This is a genomic window from Tessaracoccus yangjingae, assembly GCF_054483935.1.
Genome location: NZ_CM137014.1, coordinates 1,919,535 through 1,946,428, shown reverse-complemented (window position 1 = coordinate 1,946,428; position 26,894 = coordinate 1,919,535). Strand labels below are relative to the sequence as shown.

The following is a 26,894-nucleotide window of genomic DNA, read 5'->3' as shown; positions in this document are numbered from 1 at the left end:
GCAGCGGCACGGGCATCCTCCGTCGAGCGGCAGGACGGCGCACGGGTCCGGTTGAGCGTCGCGGTTAGGATGACCTCGTATCAGTCGCCCGGCCTGGCCGGGCATCTGACTGCCTTCATCACGCCCCACAGAGGAGCTTCGTCCTATGGCCAACAATTCGCAGATGAGCAAGCGTGCCGCGCTGCGCCAGCAGCAGGAGCTGGAGGAACGCACCAAGCGGACCCGCCGCATCCTGGCCGTGGGCGCCGGCCTGGTTGGCGTGACGGTCGTGGCTGTGCTGGCCATCGTGATCATGCAGGCCCTTGCCAAGCAGGCGCCAGTCGCCACGGAACAGCTGACGCCGCCCAACGCCACCGCATCGACGGGGATCCTGCTCGCGGGCAAGCAGCCGCAGGAGGGCACCCCGCACCTCGTGGTCTGGGAGGACTTCCAGTGCCCGGCGTGTGCCGCGCGTGAGGAGAGCTACGGCCCGGTCATCGAGCAGCTGGTCGCCGACGGCTCCATCACCGCCGAGATCCGTACCGCCTTCTTCCTCGACGCCGGCCTCCGCAACGACTCGTCCAAGCGCGCCGCCCTGGCTGCTGCCGCCGCCGACGAGGTGGGCGCGTTCGACGAGTTCCACCGCGTGGTGTACGCCAACCACCCTGCGCAGGAGGGCACGGGCTTCACCGAGCAGCAGCTCCGGGTGGACTTCCCCACCCTTGCCGGGATCGAGGGCGACAACCTGACCCGCTTCCAGGAGCTGTACGACACCCGCGCCTTCAACGACTTCACGGACAAGGCCAACCAGAAGTTCAACGACGACCAGATCGGCGCCACCCCCACCTTCCTGGTGAGCGGGCAGCAGCTGGAGTTCTACAACCAGGAGACCCAGGAGGTGCTGATCCAGCCCACCGCCGAGTCGATGATGGCGGCCATCACCGCCGCGTTCGAGGCCGGGGGCCAGCAGCTCGAGAGCTGACCAGACGACGGTTCGGGAGGGCGCGCGCGGCCCATTAAGATCGGGTCCCATGACCGATCCGAACGCGTCGACGCGCGCCCTCCCCGACAAGCCCGTCCTCGAAGGCCTCGAGGCCAAGTGGGGCCAGGTATGGGCAGGGGAAGGCACCTACGCGTTCACCCGGCCGTCGAGCCGCGACGAGGTGTTCAGCATCGACACGCCCCCGCCCACGGTCTCGGGCTCGCTCCACGTGGGCCACGTGTTCAGCTACACCCACACCGACACGGTGGCCCGCTACCAGCGGATGCGCGGCAAGCACGTGTTCTACCCCATGGGGTGGGACGACAACGGGCTCCCCACCGAGCGGCGGGTGCAGAACTACTACGGCGTTCGCTGTGACCCGTCCATCGCCTACGACGCGGACTTCCAGCCCCCCGCGAAGCCGGACCCCAAGCGCCAGGTCCCGATCAGCCGCGCCAACTTCATCGAGCTCTGCCACGAGCTGACCGCCGTCGACGAGCAGGCCTTCGAAGACCTGTGGCGCCAGCTCGGCCTGTCGGTGGACTGGTCCACGCTCTACACCACCATCTCGGCGGACTCCCAGGCCGTGGCGCAGAAGGCGTTCCTGCGCAACCACGCCCGCGGCGAGGCCTACCTCAGCTACGCGCCCACGCTGTGGGACGTGACCTTCCACACCGCGGTCGCACAGGCTGAGCTGGAGGCCCGTGAATACCCGGGCGCCTACCACCGCGTGGCGTTCCACCGTCCCGGAGGCGAGCCGGTGCACATCGAGACCACGCGCCCGGAGCTGCTGGCATCGGTGTGCGCGCTCATCGCGCACCCGGACGACGAGCGCTACCAGCCGCTCTTCGGCACCACGGTCACCTCGCCCCTCTTCGGCGTGGAGATCCCGGTCCTGGCGCACGAGGCGGCGGAGCCGGACAAGGGCGCAGGCATCGCCATGTGCTGCACCTTCGGCGATCTCACCGACGTCACCTGGTGGCGCGAGCTGAACCTGCCCACGCGCACCGTGATCGGCCGCGACGGCCGGGTTCAGGGCGAGACCCCTGAGTGGATCGTCAACGCCGAGGCCTTCGAGGCCATCGCCGGCAAGACGGCGTTCTCCGCCCGCGAGGCCACCGTCGCGATGCTGCGCGAGAGCGGAGACCTCGACGGGGAGCCGAAGCCCACCACCCGCATGACCAACTTCTACGAGAAGGGCGACAAGCCGCTCGAGATCGTGGCCACGCGCCAGTGGTACATCCGCAACGGCGGCCGCGACGAGGACATCAAGCAGGCCATGCTCGCGCGCGGGCGGGAGCTGAAGTGGACGCCGGAGCACATGTCGCACCGCTACGAGAACTGGGTGGGCGGCCTCAACGGGGACTGGCTGATCTCGCGTCAGCGCTTCTTCGGGGTGCCGTTCCCCGTCTGGTACCGCCTGGACGCCGACGGCGAGCCCGACTACGACGCCCCCATCGTCGCCGACGAGGCAACTCTGCCGATCGATCCGGTCACGGACTGCCCGCCCGGCTTCACGGCTGAGCAGCGGGACCAGCCGGGCGGGTTCATGGCGGACCCGGACGTCATGGACACCTGGGCCACGTCGTCGCTCACGCCCCACCTGGCCACCGGCTGGGAGCGCGACGACGAGCTCTTCTCGCTCACGTTCCCGATGGACGTGGCGCCGCAGGCCCACGACATCATCCGCACCTGGCTGTTCAGCCGCGTGGTGCGCGCCCACTTCGAGAACGGCTCGCTGCCGTGGAAGCGGGCCACCATCTCCGGCTTCGTGGTGGACCCGGACCGCAAGAAGATGAGCAAGTCCAAGGGCAACGTCGTGGTGCCCACCGACATCCTGGACAAGTACGGATCCGACGCGGTGCGCTGGCGCGCGGCGATGGCCCGGCCCGGCATGGACTCGCCGTTCGACGAGACCCAGATGAAGGTGGGGCGCCGCCTCGCCATGAAGATCCTCAACGCCGGCAAGTTCGTGCTCACCATGGCCGAGAACCCGGGCGGCGTCCCGGCCGTGACGAACCCCGTCGACCTGGCGATGCTCGCCGGGCTCCGGGCCGTGGTCGAGGCCGCCACAAGCTCGTTCGAGGAGTTCGACTACACCGGAGCCCTCGAGGCGACGGAGTCCTTCTTCTGGTCCTTCTGCGACGACTACCTGGAGCTGGTCAAGGAGCGCGCCTACGGCGCCCATTCCCCCGCCGAGCAGGCGTCGGCTCAGGCGGCGCTGGCGCTTGCGCTCGACGTCCAGCTGCGGCTGTTCGCGCCCATCCTGCCCTTCGTGACCGAGGAGGTGTGGCGGTGGACCCACGACACCTCCGTCCACGTCGCCCCCTGGCCCACGGTCGACGAGCTGCCGTCCGGCGACCCCACCCTCATCGCCGATGTGGCCACCGCGCTCATCGCCATCCGGGGCGCGAAGTCGACGGCCAAGGTGTCGATGAAGGCGGAGGTGTCGCGGGCGGCGTTCTCCGGCCCCGCTGCCGTGGTGGCGCGCCTGCGCACCATCGAGGCGGACCTCCGCGCGGTGGGCCGGCTCGTGGGCGAGGTCACCTGGGCCGACATCGAGGCACCCCTCGGCGTCGAGGTGGAGCTCGCGCCCCCTGCCGATCACTAACCTTCGGGTGCTTGTCACACCCAGATAGGCATTGAACACACAATTTCCTGTGAACCCCTTGTGGGGAATTGTGTGTTCTGCCTAAGCTCCCCGTAGATCGATCTACAGCCCCTCCTGTCGGCGCCGACCGGAGGGCCCCCTGCAGTCTCTGTCCGAGGAGATCACCCATGTCCCCCACCCGACGACGGGGCGCGGCCATCAGCATCGCCGCCGCCCTGACCCTTCTCTCGACGGCCGTCGTGCCGGCGTTCAACCAGCTGGCCGCGGCCGACGGCCCAGACCTCAGCGTGTGTCCCTGGATGGACACCACGCTCACGGCGGATCAGCGCGCGCAGCTGCTGCTCGACGCGAGCTCGCAGCATCAGAAGTACCGCTGGATGAACGAACACTCCGCCAACTCCCCCACCCAGACGGTGTTCTCGGGCGGTGTGCAGTACCCCGCTCAGCTCCCGTGCACTCCCCGCGTCGTGTATGCCAACGGCGCCGAGGGCGTCCACAACAAGGCCGGCACGACGGCGTGGCCGGCCCCCATCGCCATCGCCGCGACCTTCAACGAGGCCCTGGGCGAGACCAAGGCCGCCATGCAGGGCTCCGAGGCGTTCGACGGCGGCAACGCCGTCATCCTCGGCCCCGGCATCGCCTCCGGGCGCACCCCGCTGTCGGGCCGCACGCCCGAGTACTTCGGCGAGGACCCGGTGCTCAGCGGTGTCATGGGCGCCGCCGCGGTCCGCGGGCTCGAGGACGGCAACCCGGGCAAGGGCGTCATCGCCAACCCGAAGCACTTCGTGGGCAACGAGCAGGAGCTGGACCGGCAGTCCAGCTCGTCGAACATCGACGAGCGCACGCTCCAGGAGCTGTACGTCCTTCCCTACGAGATCGCCGTGCGCGAGAGCGACCCCGATTCGGTGATGTGCTCCTACAACCAGATCAACGGCGTCTGGGCGTGCGAGAACCCGATCATGAACGAGGACCTCAAGGACCGGATCGGCTTCAACGGCTACGTGATGAGCGACTTCGGCGCCGTGCACTCCACCGCCGACGCACTCAACGCCGGCCTCGACCAGGAGCTGAACCGGCCGATCTGGTTCACGCCAGAACGCCTCGACGCGGCCCTGGACGCCGATGAGATCACCCAGGACGCGATCGACGAGGCCGCCTTCCGGGTTGTCCGGGCCTACATCAACGTCGGCCTGTTCGACAACCCCGTCCCCTCGCCCGGGCTGACCGGGGTCTCCACCGCCGAGCACAAGGCCGTGGCCCGCGAGCTGGCCGAACAGAGCACCGTCCTGCTGAAGAACGACGACGTCCTCCCGCTGGGCAAGGCACCGAGCGTGGCCATCCTCGGTCCCACCGCCTCGTTGCTCCCCAACGATGCCCTCGTGACCGCCAAGAGGGCCTGCGCGGCCAACGGCTTCCGCGGGAACGCCCCCCTGCTGAACTGCGATGCACTTGTCGACCCGCTGACCTCGATCACCGAGCGTGTCGAGGCCGCCGGCGGTTCTGTCGTGTTCAACGACGGTGACGTGCCCGCCGAGGCCGCCGCGCTGGCCGCCTCCGCCGACGTGGCGATCGTGTTCGGCCATATCGGCATGGGCGAGTTCTCCGACATCACCGATATCCGCCTCGACCACAACGGCGATGCTCTCGTCGAGGCAGTCGCGGCGGCCGCCGAGCGCACGGTCGTGGTGCTCAACTCCGGCACCGCCGTCGAGATGCCCTGGATCGACGACGTCGACGCCGTCCTCCAGGCCTGGTACGGCGGCGAGCAGTTCGGCCCCGCCCTGACCGGCATCCTGTTCGGCGACGTGAACCCCTCGGGCAAGCTCCCGATGAGCTTCCCGAAGTCGCTGGCCGACACGCCGACCTCCACCCCGCAGCAGTACCCCGGCATCTTTGCCAACGGCTCCACTGTGCGGGCACAAGGCTCGACCGAGATCCGCCAGGTCAACTACACCGAGGGCCTCAAGGTGGGCTACCGCTGGTACGAGGCCGAGGGGATCGACCCCCTCTTCGCCTTCGGCCACGGCCTGTCCTACACGGACTTCGAGTACTCGAAGGTCAACGTGACCCCGAAGAACAGCGACGGGTCCACGGCCATCCGGGTCAGCTTCCGGATCACCAACGCCGGCAAGGTGGCGGGCACCGACGTGGCGCAGGTCTACGTCGACCTGCCCGCGTCGGCGGACCTGCCCTCGCAGCGCCTGGTGGGCTGGGAGCGGGTCACCCTCAAGCCCGGTCAGCACAAGAACGTGACGATCGAGCTCACCGGTGAGGACCTGGCCAACCGCCACCTCCTGCAGGTCTGGGACGTCGAGTCCGACGGCTGGGTCACCCCCACCGGCACCGTGTCGTTCCGCGTCGGCGGCGCGTCCGACGATCTCTCGGCTCCGGTGTCGATGACGCTGCGCTGAGCTGATCCCGGCGGTCTCCCGCCGGGCGCCGGAAGGGCGGGTCGCGCGTGCGGCCCGCCCCTTCGTCGTCCGGTCTGCCCGACCACTACGCTGGCAGCCACACCCCGAGCAAGGAGAAGCCATGGCGGTTCGTGCCAACGCCACGATCGCCGACGTGGCCGTGCAGGCCGGAGTGTCCCGCGCCGCCGTGTCGAAGGTGATCCGCAACGCGTACGGGGTCAGCGACGACATGCGCAGCCGGGTGGAGGCCGCCATCGAGGTGCTCGGCTACCGACCCAGCGTCGCGGCCCGCGCGATGCGTGGATCCAGCTTCACTCTGGGCGTCGAGCTGCCCACCCTGGCCAACAACCTGTTCGACTCGGTGGTCCAAGGCGCGATGGCCCAGCTCAGTTCCACCGACTACCAGCTGATCATCGCCCCCGCCGGTCCGGATCACGACAACGGCCCCAAGGCGATCCAAGCCCTCGCCGACCGGCAGGTGGACGGCATCCTGGCCGTCTCACCCGCCGTCGCGCCCGACTGGTTGGAGGCGCTCGGCCGCTCGGTTCCGCTGGTGATGCTGGGCCGACACGATCAGGCCCAGCACTACGACACCGTCGTGGGCGATGACCTTCAAGGCAGCCGGCTGGCCGTGGACCACCTCATCGGGCTGGGGCACCGCCGGATCGCGCACGTCACCCTGACACCGGAGGCCGAGCGGAACCTGCCCCAGGCGCCCCACGCCCTGCGCACCGAGGGTTACCGGGCGACCATGCACGCCGCCGGGCTCGACGACTTCACGCGCGTCGTGCACGTCTCCCCCACCGAAGAGGCGACCTACCGCGCCGCGCTCGCGCTGCTGGACGAGCCGCATCCGCCCACCGCGATCGTCGCCGGGCACGACGAACTGGCGATGGGCGTGCTCAGCGCGGTTGCGGAGCGCGGCCTGACGCCGTCCCAGTGCTCGGTGGTGGGCTACGACGACACCAACATCGCCGCCCATGCGCTGGTCTCGCTGACCAGCGTCAATCAGTGCGCCCCGGAGATGGGCGCGGCGGCCGTGCAGATGCTGCTCGAGCGCATCGACGGCCGCACAGCCCCGGTCCACCGGATGTTCACGCCCTCGCTGGTGGTGCGCCGCTCCAGCGCGCCCCCGCCCATCGGCTAGAGGCCCAGCCTGGCCAGGTAGGCGTTGGTGAACCGCCGGGCCGGGTCCATCCGGCCGAGCAGCGCGGCGAAGTCCGCCCACCGCGGGTACCGGGCGGCCACCTCGTCGCCGGGCAGGGTGAACACCTTGCCCCAGTGGGGGCGCGCCGTGGCCGGCAGCGCGGCCTCCAGTTCGGGCAGGAGTGCGCGCACCGCCGCCTCGTCTGGCTTCCAGGTGAAGTGCAGCCCCACCGTGTCGGAGCCGTAGGCCGGGGAGAGCCACAGGGTGTCCGCGGCCATGGTGCGGATCTCGCAGACGAACAGCAGCGGCGAGATGCGCTCCGCCATCCGCGCCACCGCCTCCACCGCCGCGACAGCATCAGTCCGCGGCACCAGATACTCCGACTGCAGCTCGGCGCCCACCGACGGGGTGAACTCCAGCCGGAAGTGGGGCAGGCGGTCGTACCAGGGGCCGTACTCGCCCAGCTGCGGCGTGCAGGGAGTCGGGTCGATGCCCGCGATGGGATGCCTCGGCCCGTCCGCGGGCAGGCCCCCGGCGGCGACGATCCCGCCCACCTCGGGCTCCCCCGCCGACTTCACCCATACCTGCGAGACGACGGCGGGGTCCTGCCAGGTGGTGAACATGCTGACGCTGTCCCCGGCGCCCGTCACCGCAGACAGGTCGTCCAACACCGCGTCGAGGCGCACGCCTTCGAACACGCGCTGCGCCACCGGCCGGGCCGGGGCGACGTCCAGCTCCACGTGCGTCAGAACCCCCAGCGCACCCAGCCCGACGACGGCGCCGTCGAAGTCCGCGTCACCCCGCGCGAGGCGGACCAGCTCGCCGCGACCGTCCACCAGCTCCAGCGCGGAGATCTGCGTGGCCAGCGAGCCGATCCGGTCCCCGGAGCCGTGCGTGCCCGTCTGGACCGCGCCCGCCACCGAGATGTGCGGCAGCGAGGCCAGGTTGGCCAGCGCCACGCTCTCGGCGCGCAGCGCGGGGACCAGGTCCCCGTAGCGGAGCCACGCCGGGACCCGGAAGGTCCCGTCGGACACCCTCGCAGGGCCCTCCGTCCGCAACCGGGCCAGGGAGACCTGCACCCCCGAGGTGTCGGCGATGTCGTTGAAGCAGTGCCGCGACCCCACCACCCGCACGCGCTCTTCGGAGCGCACCAGCTCCTGCAGCTCCTCGATGGAGGTGGGCTCTGCCAGGCGCGTGGCCGAGTAGGTGATGTTTCCCGCCCAGTTCGTGGTCATGCCCGGTCCGCCTTCCGTGCGAAGCGGGCGGCGTCCAGCTGCGGTGCCCGCGCGGCGGGGCGCTCCGCCAGGCGCCCGAGCGCCTCGTCGATCGCCCGGTCCAGCTGGACGTCACCGTCGGACTCCCACTCGGCGGGCCCGGTCTCCACCACGATGTCGGGGTCCACGCCGTGGTTCTCCAGGCCGAACCCGTACCGGTCGAACGCGATCCAGTACCGCGGCTGGGTGACCTCGGTGCCGTCGACCAGCGTGAACCGCCCGTCGATGCCGACCACGCCGCCCCAGGAACGCTCCCCGACGACCGGGCCCAGCCCCAGCTCCTGGGCCGCGGCCGTGACGATGTCGCCGTCCGATCCGGCGTAGGCGTTGGTGAGGAACACCACCGGGCCTCGCGCCGCCTGGCTGGGGTAGGTGGTGACGTCGTCGTGGTGCCGGGCGCCGTTCCAGCCCACGGCCCGCCGCGACAGCCGCTCGATGACCAGCTCGGAGGTGTGCCCGCCGGCGTTGAACCGGACGTCGACCACGACGGCCTCGCAGCGCATGGCGGCGTCGATGAGGCGGTGGAACTCGGCCCATCCCCTGGCCACCATGTCCGGCACGTGCACGTAGCCGACGCGGCCCCCCGAGCGGGCCCGGGTGTAGGACACCCGGCCCGCCACCCACTCGTGGTAGCGCATCGGAGCCTCGCTGGAGGTGGGCACCACGGCGACCCGCCTGCGCTGGCGGCCCTGCACGAGGGTGAGCTCCACCACCTTGTCGGCCGCACCCTGGAGGAGCGCGCCGATGCTCGCCACGTCGGCGGTGGAGCGGCCGTCCACCGCCGCGATCACGTCGCCGGGCTGGGCCGCCACACCGGCGGCCCTGAGCGGTGACCGCGCGGACGGGTCCGAGGTCTCACCCGGCAGGATGCGGGCGATCACCACCTCGCCCTTCGCGTTGCGCGAGTATTCGGCGCCGAGGAACGCCACGTGCCCGCCGTCGTGGTGGTGCGACGGCCCGTCCACGTAGGCGTGCGAGGTGTTGAGCTCCCCGACGGTCTCCCACAGGACGTCGACCAGCTCGTCGTGGGTGGTGATGCGGTCCAGCAGCGGCCGGTAGCGGGCGACGGCGGCCGCCCAGTCCGTGCCGTCGAAGTCCTCGCGCCAGAAGTGGTCGCGCATGAGGCGCGAGTTCTCCTCGAACATCTGCCGCCACTCGGCCCGCGGGTCCAGCTCGCGGCGCAGGCGGCCGAGGTCCACCGGGATCTTGGCGTCGTCGCCGTCGGGCTCATGGTCCGCCTGCTGGATCCAGATCTCGTCGCCGTTGCGCACCACCAGGCGTTCGCCGTCGCCGCTGATGGCCGCGCCGTCGCAGCCCTCGACCACCACCGTGAGCTTGCGGGTCTTGAAGGAGAAGTGCTCGATGTGGTCCTTGACCTCCCCCTCGACCCCGGCCCGCACCGCCCCCAGCTCCCCGGTGGAGCGGAGCGCCAGCCAGACCAGGCCGTCCTTGGCGGCCTGGAGCGACGCATAGCGGGCCGAGGCGACGGGCAGCGGCACCATCCGGTCCTCCGCGCCGTCGAGGTCGAAGACCACCGACGGCGGGGCGTCCTCCGCCTGCTCCTTGGGGTCGGCGTCCTTCTTCTGCTCGTCCTTCTTGTCCTCGTCCTTGTCGTCGGGCTCGCTGATGGGCCAGCCGTCGGCCGACGGTCCGAACGGGGCGGGCTCGGTGGCGCGCAACGGCACGAGCCACGGCCTGGTGGAGTTGGTGAACGACAGGTCGAATCCGAGCTCGTCGTAGGTGGGGTCGATGGTGCGGCTGGAGAGGAAGCACAGGTACTTCCCGTCCGGCGTGAACACCGGGGAGAAGTCGTTGAACTGCCCGCGGGTCAGCGTGAAGGACGACTCCTCAGTGAGGTCGTATCCGACGAGCTGGCCGAGCATGCCCTCGTGCGCCACGGCGTTGCGCCAGACGAGGTAGCGGCCGTCCGGCGACCACGTGAGCCCGGTGGGCTCGCCGACCGGCGAGCGGCCCACCCGCTTGGCGGACCCTCGGGCCACGTCGACAACGGAGACGGTGCCGTCGTGGCTGCCCACGGCCACCTTGGTCCCCTCCGCGTTGGGCTCCAGCGTCATGACGCGGCCGAGCCGGCCGGCCGCGAGCCTCCGGGCGGGCCCGTAGCCGTCGAGCTGGCGCACCTCCAGCGCGTCCTCGCCGGTCTCGTCGGTCACCCACACGCCCCGCCCGGTCTGCGCCAGGAAGTGGGGCTCCCGGATCCTCGCACCTGGGGTGTCGGCCACGGCCCGCGCGGGCCCGCCGCGATGCGTCAGCAGGTAGGCCGCCCCACGCCACTCGATCAGAGACGAGTCGCCGCCGTGGTCCGGCGCGATGGTCTCGAGGCGGTCGGTGGGGGCCACCGGGATGGGCTGGGGGCGGCCGACGGGGACGGTGATGTCCAGAACCTGCGGCTCGGCCTTGAGGGAGGCCATGTAGTGGAGGCGGCCGCGCGAGTGGTAGACCACCGCCTGGCCGTCGGTGGTGGCGTCGCGGACGTAGCCCTGTTCGGGGGTGTGGTGCGTGTGCTGACGGAGATCCTTGCCCGCGGAGTTGACGGACCACACCTGGGCCTGCACGTCCGGGCCGTCGCCGAGGTCCGAGGTGAACATCAGCCGTTCCCCCACCCACGCGGGCCAGAACATGCCGGCGGTCACGTCCGGAAGGAGGCGCTTCCAGTCTCCCCCACCGTCGGGCGAGAGGTGGAGCCGGGCCGCCATGCCGCCTCGGTAGCGCTTCCATCCCGACGGGTCGCGGAAGTTCGCCGACGCCACAGCCACGCGCCCCTTCCGGTGTACCGCGGCGGAGGTGGCCAGGCCCCAGGGCAGGCGCGTGAGCTCGCCGTCGAGGGAGAGCGAGTACATCGAGGAGTCCACGCGGTGGAAGCCCTGGTGCTGGGAGCAGAGCAGGATGTGGTCCGCGTCGAGCCAGCCGGAGACGAGCATGGGCCTGCCGCTCAGCCAGGTGAGCCGCCTCGTGCCGCCGTCGAGGTCCACCACGTAGGCGTCCCATCCGCCGTTGGTGGTGGCGGTGAACGCCACCCGCGCGCCGTCCGGCGACAGGCGCGGGTTGCGCGGAGTCTCCTCGCCCAGCGTGATGCGCGACGCGCGGCCCCCCTCCAGCGAGCCCAGCCAGAGGTCGTCATCAGCGACGAAGACGACGGTGTCGCGGTTGAGGTGGGGAAAGCGCAGGTAGCCATCGGTCACCGCCCCACGATACCGCCTACGCGAGAGCCCGGACCGCCTCCAGGGTGTCGGCCTCGGCCGCCGTCTTGTCGTCGCGGTAGCGCAGGACCCGGGCGAATCTGAGGGCCACTCCACCCGGGTAACGGCGGGAGCGCTGCACCCCGTCGAAGGCGATCTCGACCACCTGCTCGGGACGCACGTGGACGACGTGACCCTCCCTGCGCGTCTCCAGCTCGAGGAAGCGGGCGGTCTGCCAGGCGAGCACGGCGTCGGTCATTCCCTTGAAGGTCTTCCCCAACATCGTGAACCCGGCCCCGTCGCGTGCGCCGAGGTGGATGTTCGAGAGCAGGCCCTGCCTCCGCCCGCTCCCCCACTCCACCGCGAGGACCACGAGGTCCAAGGTGTGTCTGGGCTTGACCTTCACCCAGCCGGAGCCGCGACGCCCCGCGTCGTAGGGCGCGTCGAGATCCTTCACGACGACGCCCTCGTGGCCGAGCCCGATCATCCGGGCGCTGAACCCGCTCGCCACTACGGGGTCGTCCGTGACGATGCGCGGCGCCCGCTCCGCCTCGGGCACCACGCGCCCGAGCGCCTCGAACCGCTCACTGGCCGGCGCGTCGATGAGGTCGGTGCCGTCCAGGTGGAGCACGTCGAAGAACAGCGCCGTCAGTGGCACTTTGTCGCTGAGGCCGGCGTCGCGGCTCATCGCGCGCGACCCCGTCTCCTGGAACGGCCTCGGCCGGCCGTCTGCACCCAGCGCGACGGCCTCGCCGTCGAGGATCACGGCTGTGACGTCGAGCGCCAGAGCCGCCTCGACCACCTCTGGCAGCCGGGCGGTGATGTCGTCCAGGGACCTGGTGAACACGGTCACCTCACCGCCCGAGCGGTGCACCTGGATGCGGATGCCGTCGATCTTGCAGTCCACGGCCACCTCGCCGCCGAATCCGGCCAGCGCCGCATCCACGTCCGGGGCCGACGACGCCAGCATAGGCCTGACCGGCCTGCCCACCTCGAGACCGAAGGCGGCCAGCGCCTCGCGTCCGCCGAGCAGTGCCGCGGCCGCGACGGGGCCGGTTGGGGCGGAGAACATCGCGGCCCGCCGCACCACGCCGACGGGGATGTCGGCCGCCTCGGCGATCGCCTCCAGCAGCAGCGCGTCCAGGGCTCCCTGGCGCAGCTCCCCCGAGATCACCCCACGCAGCCACTCCTGTTCGGCCGCCGTGGCGGCGCCGAAGAGCGCCCCCACCTCCCGGGCCCGCTGCTCCTGCGAGCCGGCCCCCGACAGCCCGGCGATGCGATCGAGCGCCTCGTCGACGACGGCCGGGGTCAGGGTGGGGTCGGTGGCGGGCGCGGGAAGGTCCGAGAGGGTGCGCCACCCCACCCCGGTGCGGCGCTGCCGGATGCCGCCGGAGAGGAATGTGGCCACCACGTCCACCTCGTCGGGGCCGGCCGCGCGCAGCGCCCCGGCCAGGAGGCGTCTCTTCTCGAGGCGTGACCTCGTCGCCGAGACGGCCGACGACGTGGCGACGAGATCATGCAGGAGCATGGTCCCGATCATGCCCGTGGACGGGCGCCCGCGGAAGGTCAGGCGGAGAGGTCGCGGCGCCGGGCGAGCTTGGCGCGGGGCACCATGGTGGGCGGGGCCACGCCGTCGACGGCGTCCCTGGTGACCAGCACCTGCGCCACGTCATCCTCGGACGGCACGTCGAACATCACGTCGAGGAGGAGCTCCTCGAGGATGGCGCGCAGGCCGCGCGCCCCGGTGCCGCGGGCGAGGGCGAGGTCCGCGATAGACCCCACCGCCTCGTCGGTGAACTCGAGCTGCACGCCGTCGAGCTCGAAGAGCTTCTGGAACTGGCGCACCAGAGCGTTCCGGGGCTCCACGAGGATCCGCACGAGCGCCTCGCGGTCCAGCGGGGAGACCGAGGTGATCATGGGCAGCCGGCCGATGAACTCCGGGATGAGGCCGAACTTGTGGAGGTCCTCCGGGCGTACGGAGGCGAACGGGTCACCGTCGGGCCTGCGGGCGTCGGCCGAGTTGTTGAACCCGAGCGGCCGCTTCCCGATGCGTTGGTTGATGATCTCCTCGAGGCCGGAGAAGGCGCCGCCGACGATGAACAGCACCTTCGTGGTGTCGATCTGGAGGAAGTCCTGGTGGGGGTGCTTGCGTCCCCCCTGGGGCGGAACGGAGGCGACGGTGCCTTCGAGGATCTTCAGCAGCGCCTGCTGCACGCCCTCACCCGACACGTCCCGCGTGATCGACGGGTTCTCCGACTTGCGGGCCACCTTGTCGATCTCGTCGATGTAGATGATGCCGGTCTCGGCCTTGGCGATGTCGAAATCCGCCGCCTGGATCAGCTTGAGGAGGATGTTCTCCACGTCCTCGCCGACGTAGCCGGCCTCGGTGAGCGCGGTGGCGTCCGCCATGGCGAACGGCACGTTGAGCATCTTCGCCAACGTTTGAGCCAGGTAGGTCTTGCCGCAGCCGGTGGGGCCGATGAGCAGGATGTTGGACTTGCCCACCTCGACGTCGTCGTGCTCCGCGCGGCGGCCGTGCGACTCGTGCTGCGACCGGATGCGCTTGTAATGGTTGTAGACCGCCACCGACAGCGCCTTCTTTGCGCCGTCCTGGCCGATCACGTAGGTGTCGAGGAAGTCACGGATCTCGCGAGGCTTGGGCAGCTCGGTGGCCAGCGTGCCGGCATCCGAGGGCTCTGGGAACTCCTCCTCGATGATCTCGTTGCACAGGCCGATGCACTCGTCGCAGATGTAGACGCCGGGACCTGCGATGAGCTTCTTCACCTGCTTCTGGCTCTTGCCGCAGAAGTTGCACTTGAACAGGTCGCTCGACTCGCCGATGCGTGCCATGTCGTCCACCTCCCTCGCTCTAGAAAGCGTTGCTGCCTGGTCTTCCCCACCCTACCCGCGACCACGGGCCCCGGGGCGGCGAAACGCCCTCCCGGGGCCCGAGGTCATCGGATGGCTCAGCCGAGCCCCTTCAGGGACGGCAGGATGTCGTCGACGATGCCGTACTCGACCGCCTCCTGAGCGGTGAGGTACTTGTCGCGCTCGATGTCCTTGCTCACCTTGGCCAGCTCCTGCCCGGTGTCCGAGGCCAGCATGTTCTCCATGAGGGCGCGGATGCGCAGGATCTCGCGGGCCTGGATCTCCAGGTCCGAGGACTGGCCGTAGCCGCCCTCGGTGGCCGGCTGGTGGATGAGGATCCGCGAGTTGGGCAGCGCCAGGCGCTTGCCCTTGGTGCCGGCTGCGAGGAGGACCGCGGCGGCAGATGCCGCCTGGCCGAGGCACACCGTCTGGATGTCCGGCTTGATGTAGCGCATCGTGTCGTAGATGGCAGTCAGCGCGGTGAAGGATCCGCCGGGCGAGTTGATGTAGATCGAGATCTGACGCTCGGGGTCCATCGACTGCAGGCACAGCAGCTGCGCCATGACGGCGTTGGCCACGTCGTCGTTGATGGGGGTGCCGAGGAAGATGATGCGGTCCTCGAACAGCTTGGTGTACGGGTCCACGCGGCGCATGCCGTAGCTGGTGCGCTCTTCCCACTGGGGGATGTAGTAGCTCATGTCCACGCCGGTGGGCGCGACGCCCTGGGGCAGGTTGGTCATCACTGGTTCGGAGCCTCCGACTTGATCTGGGATGCGCGCTCGTAGACGTGGTCGATGAACCCGTACTCGAGGGCCTGTTCGGCGGTGAACCAGCGGTCCCGGTCCGAGTCTGCCTCGATCTGGTCCACGGTCTGGCCCGTGTGCTTGGCGATCAGCGCGGCCATGGTGCGCTTGATGTGCAGCGACTGCTCCGCCTGGATGCGGATGTCCGACGCCGTGCCGCCGAGGCCGCCCGACGGCTGGTGCATCATGATCCGGCTGTGGGGCAGCGCGAAGCGCTTGCCGGGCGTGCCCGCCGAGAGCAGGAACTGGCCCATGGACGCGGCCAGGCCCATGGCCACGGTGGCCACGTCGTTGCTGATCCACTGCATGGTGTCGAAGATGGCCATCCCCGAATCCACCGACCCGCCGGGCGAGTTGATGTAGAGGTAGATGTCCTTGTGCGGGTCCTCCGCGTTCAGCAACAGCATCTGCGCACAGATGGCGTTGGCGTTCTCGTCGCGCACCTCCGACCCGAGGAAGATGATCCGGTTGGCCAGGAGGGACGAATACACGTTGTCGGTCATGCCGAGGCCGGCGCCCGAGGGCCCTGCCATCCGGATGTCGTTTCGAGTCTCAGTCACCCCACTAACCTACCGGCATTCCCGCCGGACCCAAGCGCGCGGGGCACTGTTCGCCCGAGGCGTCACCAGAGACGACGAGATCGCCGCGGGCCCAGGCCCACGGCGATCTCGGTGAAGGGGTTGGCGACGACTACTTGGCGTCGACCTCGGCCTCCTCGGCCTCCTCCTCGGCGATGACCTCTTCGGCCGCCTCGATGGCGTCGACGGCCAGGGAGGTGTCGACGGGGTTGCCGTCGGCGTCGGTGACCTTCGCGTCCGCACAGATGGCCGCCAGGGCCTTGCCGCGGCGGATCTCCTGCATCCACTCCGGCATGTGATTGTGCTCCATCATGTGGTTGATCTCGTCCTGCGGGCTGGAGCCGTTCTGCTGCGCCTTGCGGAAGATCAGCTCGGTCAGGTCCTGCTGGGACACGTCGACGGTGAAGGTGTCGGCGTAGACGTCCAGCACCACCTGGGCCTTGAGGGCCTGCTCCGAGCGCTTGTCGATCATGGCCCAGAACTCGTCGGCGTCCTTGGCCTCCTCGTCCTCGGCGTTGGCGAGGTAGTCCTCGACCGTCATCCCACCACCGGCGAGCTGGCGCTGGACCTCGCCCCGGCGGGCCTCCAGCTCGCGGGCGAGGATGGCCTCGGGCAGCTCGAAGTCGGTGGCGGCGAGGACGGCCTCGAGCACCTTGTCGCGGGCGTCGGCGAGCTGATCGGCCTTCACCTGCTGCTCGGCGCCCTTGCGCAGGTCCTCCTTCATCTCCTCGACGGTGTCGAACTCGGAGATCAGCTGGGCGAACTCGTCGTCGACCTCGGGAAGCTCCTGCTCCGAGACCTTCACGACGGTGACCTCGATCTCGGCGTCCTGGCCGCGGAACTGCCCGCCCACCAGGGTGGAGGTGAAGGTCTTCGACTCGCCGGCCTTCAGACCGGTCACGGCCTCGTCGAGGCCCTCGAGCATGTTGGACTCCTGGCCCACCTTGTAGGTGAGGCCCTCGGCCGTGGCCTCGGGCAGGGGCTCGCCGCCCTGGGAGGCGACGAGGTTGATGGTGAGCACGTCGCCCTCGGCGGCGGCGCGGTCCACCTCCGCGGTGGTGGCGAAGCGCTCGCGCAGGAGGCCGATCCGCTCGTCGACGAGGGCGTCGATGCTGGCCGCGTTGTCCACGATGGCCTCCACCGTGGTGAAGTCCGGCAGGGTGACCTCGGGGCGGACGTCCACCTCGGCGGTGAACTCGACGAGCTCCTTGTCCTCGAGCTTGGTCACCTCCACCTCAGGCTGGGCCATGGGGACCACCTTGTGCTCCTCGACGGCTGCGTTGTACGCCGGGGGGATGGCCTCGTTGATGGCCTCCTGCAGCACGACGCCGCGCCCGAAGCGCTGGTCGATGACCGTGGAGGGCACCTTGCCCTTGCGGAAGCCGGGGATGTTGACCTGCTCGGCGATCCCCTTGTAAGCCTGATCGAGGTAGGGCTTGAGGTCGGCGAACGGGATCTCGACGGTGAGCTTGACCCGCGTCGGGCTCAGCTTCTGGGCGGTGCTAGGCACGAATGGACTCCTGAACTTGGATTGATCGGGGTTGAGTCTATCTGTCAATGCCCGGCCGACCAATCGGCGCGGCGGCCCGCAACCGGCCGCGCTCCCCACCCCTTCTAGAGTGTGTGAACGTGATCACCACCAACGTGTCCGATACCGCCCTGATCTTCGAGGGCGGCGGCATGCGCGCCGCGTTCTCCTCCGGAGTCGTGGCCGCGTTGCTGGAGGCCGGGATCCACCTGGACTGGGTCGGCGGCATCTCCGCCGGATCCAGCTGCACCGTCAACTACGTGTCGCGGGACGCCGGCCGCGCCGAGCGCTCCTTCGTCGATGTCGCGGCCCACCCGCAGTTCGGCGACTGGCGCACCTGGGTGGCGGGCAAGGGCATGTTCAACGCGGAGTGGATCTACGAGCACACCTCGCTCCCCCACCAGGTCCTGCCCCTGGATCTCGACACCTTCCGCGCCAATCCGGCCCAGGTGCGCATCGGGGCGGTGCGCTGCGCCGACGGCCGGATGGTCTACTGGGGCCGCGAAGATCTGGCGGACGTACCGGCGCTGGCCAAGAGGGTGCGGGCGTCGTCGACGATGCCGCTGCTGATGCCGCTCACCACCATCGACGGCGTCGACTACTGCGACGGGGCCCTCGGCCCCACCGGCGGGTTCGCCCTCGACGCCGCTCAGGCCGACGGCTACGACCGCTTCCTGGTGGTGATGACCCGCGAGCGCGGGTACCGCAAGCCCCCGGTCCGCTCGACGTCCGCCATGCGGGTGCTGTTCCGGCGCTACCCGTCGGTGGCGAGGGCCCTGATCGAGCGGCCGGCCAACTACAACCGCTCCATGGCGGAACTCCTGCGTCTGGAGCGGGAGGGCCGGGCCTACCTGGTGTTCCCCGACGCCATGCCCATCCGCAACTCGGAGCGCAGGGTCCCCGTGCTGCGGTCGGTGTTCCAGGCCGGACGCGCGCAGACCGTGCGCGAGCTGGGCGCCATCCGCGAGTTCCTGAGCCGCTAGCGGCCATCGCGGTCAGGCAAATCCGGCGCGATCGTGCCGATTGCATACAGCCGGGGGCGGCTATGAGGGCCGAGCCGGCCCAACCGGCACGAACACGCCGATTGAGCGTTGATCACCCAGCGCGAACGTGCTTCAATGGCACAACCGGCACGATCGCGCCGGATCAGGAGGGCTGCCATGGACTTGGCCCATGTCGTTGAGTCCCGTCGCCGCGACCTCCGGCTCACCCAGCTGGACGCCGCCGAGCTGGCGGGGGTGTCCGAACGCTTCGTGAGGGATGTCGAGGCGGGCAAGATCACGGTCAGACTGGACAAGGTGCAGGCGCTCATGGCGGCGCTGGGGCTCGAGCTGACCACGCGGGCCCGGCGATGACGAGCGCAGACGTGTACAAGGCCGGGACTCTGGCCGCGCGCCTCTTCACCGACGGCGCTGACACGCGGTTCGAGTACCTCCCCTCCTACGCCGGCCCCCCGGTGGCGCATACCCTCCCGCGCGGCCGCGGCGTGATCAGACCGGGACGGACCCTGCCGCCGTTCTTCACCAACCTCCTGCCGGAGGGGCGTCGGCTGTCCGCACTCGTCCGGGCGGTGAAGACGTCCGCCGACGACGAGCTGACCCTCCTTCTCGCCACGGGGGCCGACACCGTGGGGGACGTCCAGGTGGTGCCCTCGGGGGAACCTCCGGCGCAGCCTCCGCCCCTGGTGAGCGGGGACTCTCCCCCCGATTTCGGTGCGCTCATGGCCGACTACGGCGTGGACCGCGTCGGTATTCCCGGGGCGCAGGACAAGCTCTCCGCCGGAATGATCACGCTGCCCGGCAGCGCCCGCGACGGCGCCCCCGCGTTCGTCAAGCTCACGCCGCCCGACTACCCGTTCGCGGTCGAGAACGAGGCCTACTTCATGAGCCTCGCCAGGCGCCTGCGCCTCCCCGTCGCCGACGCGGAACTCGTCACGGACTCCGCCGGCGTGACGGGCCTTTTTGTCCGGCGCTTCGACCGCACCCCGGCCCGGCTCGCCGTCGAGGACGCCTGCCAGATCATGGGGCGCTACCCGGCCGACAAGTACCTCATCAGCGCCGAGGATGTCGCAATGGCGCTCGCGGCGGCTTGCGCGGCGCGGCCGGTGGCTCTCCGCAACATCTTTCTCCAGTTCGCCTTCGCCTGGCTCATGGGCAACGGGGACCTCCACGCCAAGAACCTCTCCGTCCTGCAGGAGCCTGGCGGAGAGTGGCGCATCGCGCCGCTCTACGACGTCCTGAGCACGCTGCCCTACCGCGACCACTCGCTGGCCTTGAGGATCGGTGGGCGCACGGAGGGCCTGATCCGCCGTCATCTCGTGGCTTTCGGGCAGGAACTGGGCTTGCCTGTCGGCGTGATCGAGCGGGCCTTGGACACGGCGCTCCGGGCGACGGCGGGATTGGACGAGGATCTGGCCGGCGGCGCCCTACCGTTCAACGCGGCCACCACCCAGGCCCTGAGGCGACAACTCTCCAGGCGCCGGAAGGACGCCCTTCCGTGACGCCGGCCTGCGGATCGCCCACCGCGCGAATGTGCTGATACACTCGGCCGCGGTTCTGCGGATGTAGCTCAATGGTAGAGCCCTAGTCTTCCAAACTAGCTACGCGGGTTCGATTCCCGTCATCCGCTCGAGGTACCGGAGCCCTTGTCAGACGCTTGTTCTCGCAAGGGCTCCGGTCTTCACCGGGGCGTAGCGTAGTGGCTAGCGCGCCTGCTTTGGGAGCAGGAGACCGCAGGTTCGAGTCCTGTCGCCCCGACCACAAAACCCCTAGCCAAAGGGGCCTTCGTTCCCGTCATCTCTGGTTCGTGCAATACACGTGCGATAACTGATCGGGCCGGTGTCGGCAAGCAGCTGCGCCCGCATCACGCGGCGCAACTCCACTGCCGATCATCCGGCGTCGCTGGCATCGAGGGCTGGTGGACGCATCGCGTCCACGTGGGAGAGGGCCGACAATATCCGCTTATCCGCATCCACGGATATGGTGGGGTTGTGAAGAGGCATGTCATTGACTTCCCGCCGCCCGTTGATCGACTGGATGTGACGGCCGGACTGTTTCGCGCGATGTCGGACCCGACGAGGCTGCTGCTACTGATGGCTCTACACCAGGGCGAGCGGACGGTGGGTGAGCTGGTCGAGTTGTGCAGTCGGCCCCAGAGCACTGTGAGTCGCCAGTTGGCTCCTCTGCGGCAGGCCGGTCTCGTGATGGCGCGCAGGGAGGGGCCGCGCGTGCATTACCGTCTCACCAACGTCCACGTGGCCGACATGTTGGCGCAGGCGTTGGGTCATGCTGAACACCTTGTGGGCGACATTCCGCACGACCACGGGGACGAGTCTTGAGCTCGAGCATGGTGACGGTCCTTCGCAACCCGCGCTTTGCGCGTTTCTACGCGGCGCAGGCTGTGAGCCAGTTGGGGGATGCGATTCTGTGGGTGGCCCTGGCGCTGTTGGCGGTGCGGCTGGAGGGGGCGGCGCGGGCGCCGGTCGTGGTGGCCACCGCGTTGACATTGCGGGTCGTCGTCTATGTGGCGTTGGGGCCGGTGGCGGGGGTGGTGGCTGACCGCGTCGATCGGCGTCTCCTGTTGGCCGGGTGCCATACGGGGCGCGTGGTGGCGGTGGCGTTGATGTTCTGGGTGACGGCACCGTGGCAGGTCTACGTTCTTGTTGTGCTGGCGAACGTGTTCACCGCCTTCTTCACGCCGGCCAATCAGGCGACGGTGTCGTTGGTGGCGGGCCCGGGTCACGCTCGGGCTGCTTTCGCGCTGTCTGCGGCGACGACCGAGGTGTTCGGCATCGTGGGTCCCGGGTTCGGTGGTCTCGTGGCGCTGGGTCTGGGTGGCCGGTCACTGTTTATTGTGATCGCCGCTTTGTTCGCTGTTGCGGCGGTGCTCGTGCTCTCGCTGGGAGTGCTGCGGGTCAGTGCCCATGACATGTCGGCGACCACGTGGGCTGACGTGCGTGACGGTACCTCTCGCCTGTGGCGTGACGCGCCGGTGAGGTTTGCGCTCCTGGCCGAGTTGGTGGCGGCTCTCTCGGGTGCCCTCGTGCTCACGGTCACGGTGGCGCGGGTGCAGGACGGATTGGGGTTGACGGAGGCGCACTTCGGCTGGGTGATGGCGGCCTATGGGTTGGGGGCGACGGTTGGCTCTCTGGCGGTGGCCCACCTCGTGCGCGTGTCGCTGGTGCGCTGGATCGCGATCGGCGCGGCCCTGAGCACCCTCGCGGTGCTGCCCGGTGACGTGGCTCCCTATGCGGGACTCGTGGCCTTGTGGGCCCTGGCCGGGGTGGGTCAGAACTGGGTGAACCTACCCACCGAGACGCTGATCGCGGAGCGCACCCCCGCTGCGGCCCAGGGGCGGGTGTACGGCGCTCACTTCGCATGGAGCCACCTGTGGTGGGGGTTCACCTACCCGCTGGCTGGAGCGCTGGCGGCACTCTTCGCCGGGTACACGTTCCTAGCCGGGGGCCTCATCGCAGCCGGGCTGTTGGCGGCGATCCTTCTGGTGCACCGAGGGATGCTTCGAGAAGGGCGACACTGAGTCCATGCCTCACGACGAGCGTGGGTTATGCACGGCGGCGAGCCTGGCTAGGTGGGCGTTGTAGGCAACGAGTTCCTCGTCGTCGGTCCGGTCGGCATGGCGATCGGTTCGCTGTGCCAGCAGGCGGTCATGACGCACCCACTGAATGGCCACAACGACGATGAGCGCCAGCAGAGGCAGCTCACCTGATGCCCACGCCAGGCCGCCGGCCAGCGACTGATCGGCGCTCGGATCCAGGCCCAGCGCGAGGGTCCGTGCGGCGAAGTGCTGACTCAACCCGCCGCCGGACGACATGACGATCACCCCGAAGAACGCGTGAAACGGAACAACCGGCAGCATCACGAAGAGCCGTGCGGGAGGGCTGAGTCTTCGGCGCAGCGGCTCGACGGCCAGAATCGGCGTGAAGTACAACAATCCCACCAGCAGGAAGTGGACCAGCATCAACTGGTGGCCGAGATGGGTCCGCATCAGCCAATCAAGAAGGGGGCTGAAGTAGAGGCCGTAAAGGCTGGCCACGAACAGCACCAGGGTGATCAGCGGATGGGTCACGGTCGCCACGAACCGGCTATGGACCAGGCGCAGCAGCGCCGCCCGTGCAGGTCGTGCTGGAGTGCCCAGCGAGCCCAGAGCCCGCAACACCAAGGTCACCGGTTGGCCCAGGATCAGCAGGATCGGGGTGACCATCGACAACATCATGTGTTGGGCCATGTGCCAACTCAGCAGATCTGCCGCCTTATCGGCCCACGAACCCAGCGTGCTCGCCAGCAATGACGCCACGCCGATGTACCAGGAGGCTTGCTTCCCCCACGCCCACCTGTGGCCCGAGCGACGCTGGACGACCGTGGCAGCGAGATAGCCGACGGTAAGAACGAAACCTAGGATCATCCACAGGAACCCGGGATCCAAACCCATCCCGCTGCCACCGTGAGAGCCATGATCAACAGGCATTTCATCCCTTCAGTGCCGACGGGCCATCGCGGAATCTAGCTGTGCCGACCCAACGGGTAGAACTGCACGACGCGAAGTCCTGGATCCACGAGGGACGTCAAAATGATCAGACGACGCCGCGACGCCGCCGATATCAAACTCTATCCGGTCAGTCCCCCATCACGACCGTTCAGACCGCGCGCGAACGCACCCCGCCACCCCGCTCAGAACGACCGAGATTGCCGTCGGTGGTCAGACCGCACCAACCACGAAGTGCCTCGATACTTCCGGGTCAGTCGCCGTCCCGCTGGCCACGGTGATCACCAGTGGTGACGACCCCTCGACGCCGACAGTCCTCTGGGGCAGGGCGGCCAGGCCCTCAAGTCCGACGGGTGCTTATTGACGACGCCCAGTTTTGCACCGCACGAGAGGTCACCGCCCGTCTCGGGGAAGCCAGCTTCTCCGGGTTTGAGTACCGCCAGACAGTGTTCGGTTCCGAGCACGCCCCATACCCCGTTCTCGCAGGCCATAGTGCGGGCGGGTTCGTGGTCATCAATGCGAGGGCCGCCATTGGCGCGGACGCCGACCTTCGGGGAGTCCTGAGTGGCGTGGAGCACTTTCTCGACCTGGAGCGATTTCTCCCCACACTGACATCAGTTGGCGCTGTCGGACCGCGGGCCGATGGTGACTGCCCCGGACTGCGGGAAATGTCGCGGAGGTTCTCAGCCGGTGTGGATGGTGGGTCGTCCGGAGTCGCGCCACTGGGGGTATCCGCCCTCGAGGCGGAGGGCTTGGTGGCCCGCCTCGCGGAATCGGGTGACGGCGGTGGCGGCCATGACGCAGTAGGGGCCGCGGCAGTACGCGACGATGGTGGCGTCATCGGGTAGTTCGGACAGCCGGTTGGCCAGCTCGGCCAGCGGGATGTTAAGCGCGCCGTCGACGTGGCCGGAGGCGAACTCCGTCTCGGGTCGCACATCGACCAGGATGACGTCGCCGGAGCGGCTGAGCGTGTCGAGTTCGTCGAACGCGACGGGATGGGTGCCGTCGGCGTCGGCGAAGAACGCCTCGGTCAGCGCGGTGACCTCGGCGACCCGGCTCTCGGCGAGCCCGACCAGGGTGCGGTAAGCGGTTTCGACGCCGGGGTCGGACAACCGGTAAACCCGCGAGGTGCCCTCCACCCGACGGTTCACCAGCCCGGCGGCCGACAGGATCTGCAGGTGGCGTGAGGTGTTCGCCAAGCTCGCGGAGATCTGCTCGGCCAACGACTCGACGTTGCGTTCGCCCTGGGCCAGCACGTCGATGATCTCGACCCGCTTGGCATTCCCGAACGCCGCCCCCATCCGGGCGAAGTGCCCGAACACCTCGTCCTTGAACTGACGTCCGTCCACCCTTGGCACCTCCTCAACGATTCATGTGAATAGTAGTGCACGTTTGGCGGTGTGGTGCTACGCTCCTCCTTGATCAAGTAGATCGTTGAATAAGGAGTGCGTGTGAGACAGAACAACCTCGACCTAGACGTCCTGGCCGGCGTGATGGAACGCGGCCAAGACGATGCCTCGGTGTTCCGGCTGCACAAGCGGGTGGAGGGCCGGTGGAGCTTCACCGCAGGCGAGCCGGCGTTCACCGCGTCAGTGCAGCACGGAAACGCGTCGACCGACCTTCACATCGACATCGCGCCGGGCTTCGGCGGGCAGGGACTGGCCCCCGACCCACTGCAGTACCTGCTGGCCGGCCTCGGCGCCTGCTACGCCTCCACCCTGGTGACGATCGCCGCCATCGAAGGGACCGCTCTGGAGGCGGTCAGCGTGGTCGCCCAGCAGGACGTCAACGTCGCGGCGGTCTACGACCTGGGCGATGCGCCGCTGATGGAGAAGATCAGCGTCACCGTTCAGGTCGCCGCCGATGTCGACGATGCCACCCTGACCCGGTGGCAGGACGCGGCCCGCGCGAAGTGCCCCTTCGTCTACACCATCGTTAACCCGGTCAGGCTGACCACCACCGTCGAACGCGCCTGACCCACTGTCCTCGAGAGGAACATCTCCATGAAGGCTTTGATGATCATCAACGGTTCCGCCTACGGGCTGGACTCCACCTACAACGCGATCCGCCTGGCGGCGTCCATGGCCAAACGCGACGGCGTCGACATGACCGTTTTCCTGATGGGCGACGGCGTCACTGCCGCCATGGCCGGCCAGAAGACCGCTGATGGCTACTACAAGCTCGACCGCATGCTCGGCTCCGTGACCCGCGGCGGCGGGGAGATCCTGTGCTGCGGCACCTGCATGGACGCCCGCGGCATCACCGCCGAGATGCTCATCCCCGGCGCCCGCCGCTCCACCATGGAAGAACTCACCGACCACACCCTCGCCGCCGACAAGGTCCTCGTCTTCTGACCAGCCCGTGCTGGACGCCGCGCCACGCCACGCCGCCTCCGGCGTCCACCACCAAACCGCCTATTCTGACCCCACGCTCCCACCAACCTCTTTAGGGGACAACCGCATGAACCGGCATCCCGGGCTGGCAGCACGGCCCGTCTACCTCGACTACAACGGCACCACCCCCGTTGACCCAGCGGTGGTGGACGTGATGCTGCCCTACCTGCAGGTCGAGTTCGGCAACCCGTCCAGCGGCCACGCCTATGGGCGCGCCGCCCGAGCATCCGTCGACACCGCCCGCTCGCAGGTCAGCGACCTCATCGGTGGACACGACGGCCGCATCCTGTTTACCGGCAGCGGTTCCGAAGCCGACGCGCTCGCCATCACTGGAAGCTCCCTGGCTAACCGGCACCCTGGTCGACGGCCCCACGTGATCACCCAGGCCACAGAACACCCCGCCGTGCTCGCCGCCTGCGCCGACCTGGCCGACCTCCACGACGTCGACGTCACCGTACTTCCGGTCGACCATCACGGGCTCGTCGACCCCGAGGCGGTCGCTGATGCGATCACCGAGGCCACCGTGCTGGTCTCCGTGATGCACGCCAACAACGAGACAGGCACCATCCAGCCGATCGCCGACATCGCCCGGGTGGCCCACGCCCGCGGCGTCCTCGTCCACAGCGACGCGGCCCAGTCGATCGGCAAGGTGCGCGTCGACGTCGAGGAACTCGGGGTCGACCTGCTCACCGTTGTGGGGCACAAGATGTATGCCCCAAAGGGAGTGGCCGCACTGTGGGTCCGCGACGGCGTCGCGCTGCGTCCGCTCATCGGCGGCGGCGGACAGGAGGACGGGCTCCGCGCCGGCACAGAGAACGTCGCCTACATCGCCGGACTCGGGCACGCCGCCCACCTGGCAGGCCGGGCCCTCGACGATGGGGAGGCCGAGCGCCTCACCGGTCTCCGCGACCATCTCCAGCGCGCGCTCGAGCAGCTTCTCCCAGGCCGCATCCACCTCAACGGTCACCCCAGCAGGCGGCTGCCGAACACCCTCAACCTCAGCATCGACGACGTCCGCGCACTGAGCCTGCTGGGCAACGTCACCGAGGTCGCCGCCTCCGCCGGCTCCGCCTGCCACGCCGGACACGACTCGCCCTCACCCGTCCTCACCGCCATGGGTCTCGACCCGGCCCGAGCCATGAGCGCCCTCCGGCTCTCTCTCGGACGATGGACCACCACCCACGACATCGACCGAGCCGCCACTCAGATCTCGGCCGCCTGCCGTCACCCATCCTGACCACCCCAAGCACGAGGGCCACGCGGCGGTCGACCTTGAGCTCGGCGAGCCGTCGTTCCGTTACCGGCGAGCCCTCCCAAGCCTTGGCTTTCGGCGTGCTGGTGGTGTCGGCTCATTCGGCGGCGTAGTGGACCCGCACGATGTCGAGCAGTTCGCGGCTGACGCGTTCGCTGCCGTCCTCAATCGCGACGATCGCCGCGCCGCAGACCATTGCGAAAGGCTGCGGATCATTCCGCCGCTGCGCCAGCGCAGGTGTTCGTCTTGTGCAACGAGGGCATCGGGTTTGTGCCGGTGCAGCCGCAGAGTGGATTCCAGCAGCGCAACCAGCGCGCGCGACTGGTCGCGCTGTTCGCCGGTGCCGTAGGCGAACTGCCGTGCGGGGCG

General features: G+C 69.5%; 21 protein-coding genes and 2 tRNA genes. 14 read left to right on the top strand and 9 right to left on the bottom strand.

Annotation, left to right across the window (positions count from 1 at the left end; all coding sequences use genetic code 11):
• The first annotated feature begins 163 nt into the window (after positions 1-163).
• From ACX1D3_RS08520 to ACX1D3_RS08505, 4 genes are all read left to right on the top strand, one after another.
• Positions 164-961 (top strand): DsbA family protein, encoded by a 798-nt coding sequence (locus tag ACX1D3_RS08520; RefSeq protein WP_458993523.1) that lies wholly within the window; start codon positions 164-166, stop codon positions 959-961.
• A 49-nt stretch (positions 962-1,010) separates the two neighbouring features.
• Entirely contained in the window at positions 1,011-3,572 is a 2,562-nt protein-coding gene (valS, locus tag ACX1D3_RS08515) for a valine--tRNA ligase (RefSeq protein ID WP_458993522.1), read from the top strand.
• 167 nt (positions 3,573-3,739) lie between these two features.
• Complete coding sequence (locus ACX1D3_RS08510; protein WP_458993521.1) at positions 3,740-5,983, top strand: beta-glucosidase family protein; 2,244 nt, start codon at positions 3,740-3,742, stop codon at positions 5,981-5,983.
• Positions 5,984-6,104: 121 nt separating this feature from the next.
• Positions 6,105-7,130, top strand: coding sequence for a LacI family DNA-binding transcriptional regulator (locus ACX1D3_RS08505; RefSeq protein WP_458993520.1), 1,026 nt, complete (start codon positions 6,105-6,107; stop codon positions 7,128-7,130).
• Here the strand turns inward: ACX1D3_RS08505 and ACX1D3_RS08500 are convergent.
• The 7 genes from ACX1D3_RS08500 to tig all read right to left on the bottom strand — a co-directional run bounded on the left by ACX1D3_RS08500 (position 7,127) and on the right by tig (position 17,360).
• Complete coding sequence (locus ACX1D3_RS08500; RefSeq protein ID WP_458993519.1) at positions 7,127-8,365, bottom strand: D-arabinono-1,4-lactone oxidase; 1,239 nt, start codon at positions 8,363-8,365, stop codon at positions 7,127-7,129. The genes ACX1D3_RS08505 and ACX1D3_RS08500 overlap by 4 nt on opposite strands.
• Complete coding sequence (locus tag ACX1D3_RS08495; RefSeq protein WP_458993518.1) at positions 8,362-11,604, bottom strand: S41 family peptidase; 3,243 nt, start codon at positions 11,602-11,604, stop codon at positions 8,362-8,364. The genes ACX1D3_RS08500 and ACX1D3_RS08495 overlap by 4 nt, the downstream gene beginning before the upstream one ends.
• 16 nt (positions 11,605-11,620) lie before the next feature.
• On the bottom strand, positions 11,621-13,129 hold the full coding sequence (locus ACX1D3_RS08490; RefSeq protein WP_458993517.1) for an ATP-dependent DNA ligase: 1,509 nt from the start codon (positions 13,127-13,129) through the stop codon (positions 11,621-11,623).
• Between the two features lie 38 nt (positions 13,130-13,167).
• A complete protein-coding gene (gene clpX / locus ACX1D3_RS08485; RefSeq protein ID WP_458993516.1) occupies positions 13,168-14,451 on the bottom strand; it encodes an ATP-dependent Clp protease ATP-binding subunit ClpX in 1,284 nt (427 codons plus the stop codon).
• A 116-nt stretch (positions 14,452-14,567) separates the two neighbouring features.
• The gene (locus ACX1D3_RS08480) at positions 14,568-15,167 is read right to left on the bottom strand and encodes an ATP-dependent Clp protease proteolytic subunit (protein ID WP_458996508.1); all 600 of its coding nucleotides are present in this window, start codon (positions 15,165-15,167) and stop codon (positions 14,568-14,570) included.
• 41 nt (positions 15,168-15,208) lie between these two features.
• On the bottom strand, positions 15,209-15,805 hold the full coding sequence (locus ACX1D3_RS08475; RefSeq protein ID WP_458996507.1) for an ATP-dependent Clp protease proteolytic subunit: 597 nt from the start codon (positions 15,803-15,805) through the stop codon (positions 15,209-15,211).
• 157 nt (positions 15,806-15,962) lie between these two features.
• Entirely contained in the window at positions 15,963-17,360 is a 1,398-nt protein-coding gene (tig, locus tag ACX1D3_RS08470; RefSeq protein ID WP_458993515.1) for a trigger factor, read from the bottom strand.
• A 119-nt stretch (positions 17,361-17,479) separates the two neighbouring features.
• Here tig and ACX1D3_RS08465 point away from each other — a divergent pair, with 119 nt between their 5' ends.
• From ACX1D3_RS08465 to ACX1D3_RS08435, 7 genes are all read left to right on the top strand, one after another.
• Positions 17,480-18,361, top strand: coding sequence for a patatin-like phospholipase family protein (locus ACX1D3_RS08465; protein WP_458993514.1), 882 nt, complete (start codon positions 17,480-17,482; stop codon positions 18,359-18,361).
• Between the two features lie 177 nt (positions 18,362-18,538).
• Positions 18,539-18,733: a type II toxin-antitoxin system Y4mF family antitoxin gene (locus ACX1D3_RS08460; protein WP_458993513.1), complete on the top strand. Its 195-nt coding sequence runs from the start codon at positions 18,539-18,541 to the stop codon at positions 18,731-18,733.
• Complete coding sequence (locus ACX1D3_RS08455; RefSeq protein WP_458993512.1) at positions 18,730-19,878, top strand: type II toxin-antitoxin system HipA family toxin; 1,149 nt, start codon at positions 18,730-18,732, stop codon at positions 19,876-19,878. The genes ACX1D3_RS08460 and ACX1D3_RS08455 overlap by 4 nt, the downstream gene beginning before the upstream one ends.
• A gap of 57 nt (positions 19,879-19,935) precedes the next feature.
• Positions 19,936-20,006 (top strand) — tRNA-Gly (locus ACX1D3_RS08450).
• A 55-nt stretch (positions 20,007-20,061) separates the two neighbouring features.
• Positions 20,062-20,137 (top strand) — tRNA-Pro (locus ACX1D3_RS08445).
• A 230-nt stretch (positions 20,138-20,367) separates the two neighbouring features.
• A complete protein-coding gene (locus ACX1D3_RS08440; protein WP_458993511.1) occupies positions 20,368-20,715 on the top strand; it encodes an ArsR/SmtB family transcription factor in 348 nt (115 codons plus the stop codon).
• An 8-nt stretch (positions 20,716-20,723) separates the two neighbouring features.
• On the top strand, positions 20,724-21,914 hold the full coding sequence (locus ACX1D3_RS08435) for an MFS transporter (protein WP_458993510.1): 1,191 nt from the start codon (positions 20,724-20,726) through the stop codon (positions 21,912-21,914).
• 9 nt (positions 21,915-21,923) lie between these two features.
• Here ACX1D3_RS08435 and ACX1D3_RS08430 read toward each other — a convergent pair whose 3' ends face one another.
• Positions 21,924-22,862 carry a cytochrome c oxidase assembly protein gene (locus tag ACX1D3_RS08430; RefSeq protein ID WP_458993509.1) on the bottom strand — a complete coding sequence of 313 codons (939 nt, stop codon included), beginning with the start codon at positions 22,860-22,862 and terminating at the stop codon, positions 21,924-21,926.
• Positions 22,863-23,563: 701 nt separating this feature from the next.
• Positions 23,564-24,229, bottom strand: a complete 666-nt coding sequence (locus ACX1D3_RS08425; RefSeq protein WP_458993508.1) for a metalloregulator ArsR/SmtB family transcription factor — start codon at positions 24,227-24,229, stop codon at positions 23,564-23,566.
• Between the two features lie 102 nt (positions 24,230-24,331).
• Between ACX1D3_RS08425 and ACX1D3_RS08420 the strand changes: the two genes are divergently transcribed.
• The 3 genes from ACX1D3_RS08420 (at position 24,332) to ACX1D3_RS08410 (ending at position 26,510) form a co-directional block, all read left to right on the top strand.
• On the top strand, positions 24,332-24,856 hold the full coding sequence (locus ACX1D3_RS08420; protein WP_458993507.1) for an OsmC family protein: 525 nt from the start codon (positions 24,332-24,334) through the stop codon (positions 24,854-24,856).
• 27 nt (positions 24,857-24,883) lie between these two features.
• Positions 24,884-25,234, top strand: coding sequence for a DsrE/DsrF/TusD sulfur relay family protein (locus tag ACX1D3_RS08415; protein ID WP_458993506.1), 351 nt, complete (start codon positions 24,884-24,886; stop codon positions 25,232-25,234).
• Between the two features lie 106 nt (positions 25,235-25,340).
• A complete protein-coding gene (locus tag ACX1D3_RS08410; RefSeq protein ID WP_458993505.1) occupies positions 25,341-26,510 on the top strand; it encodes a cysteine desulfurase family protein in 1,170 nt (389 codons plus the stop codon).
• The last annotated feature ends 384 nt before the right edge of the window (positions 26,511-26,894 follow it).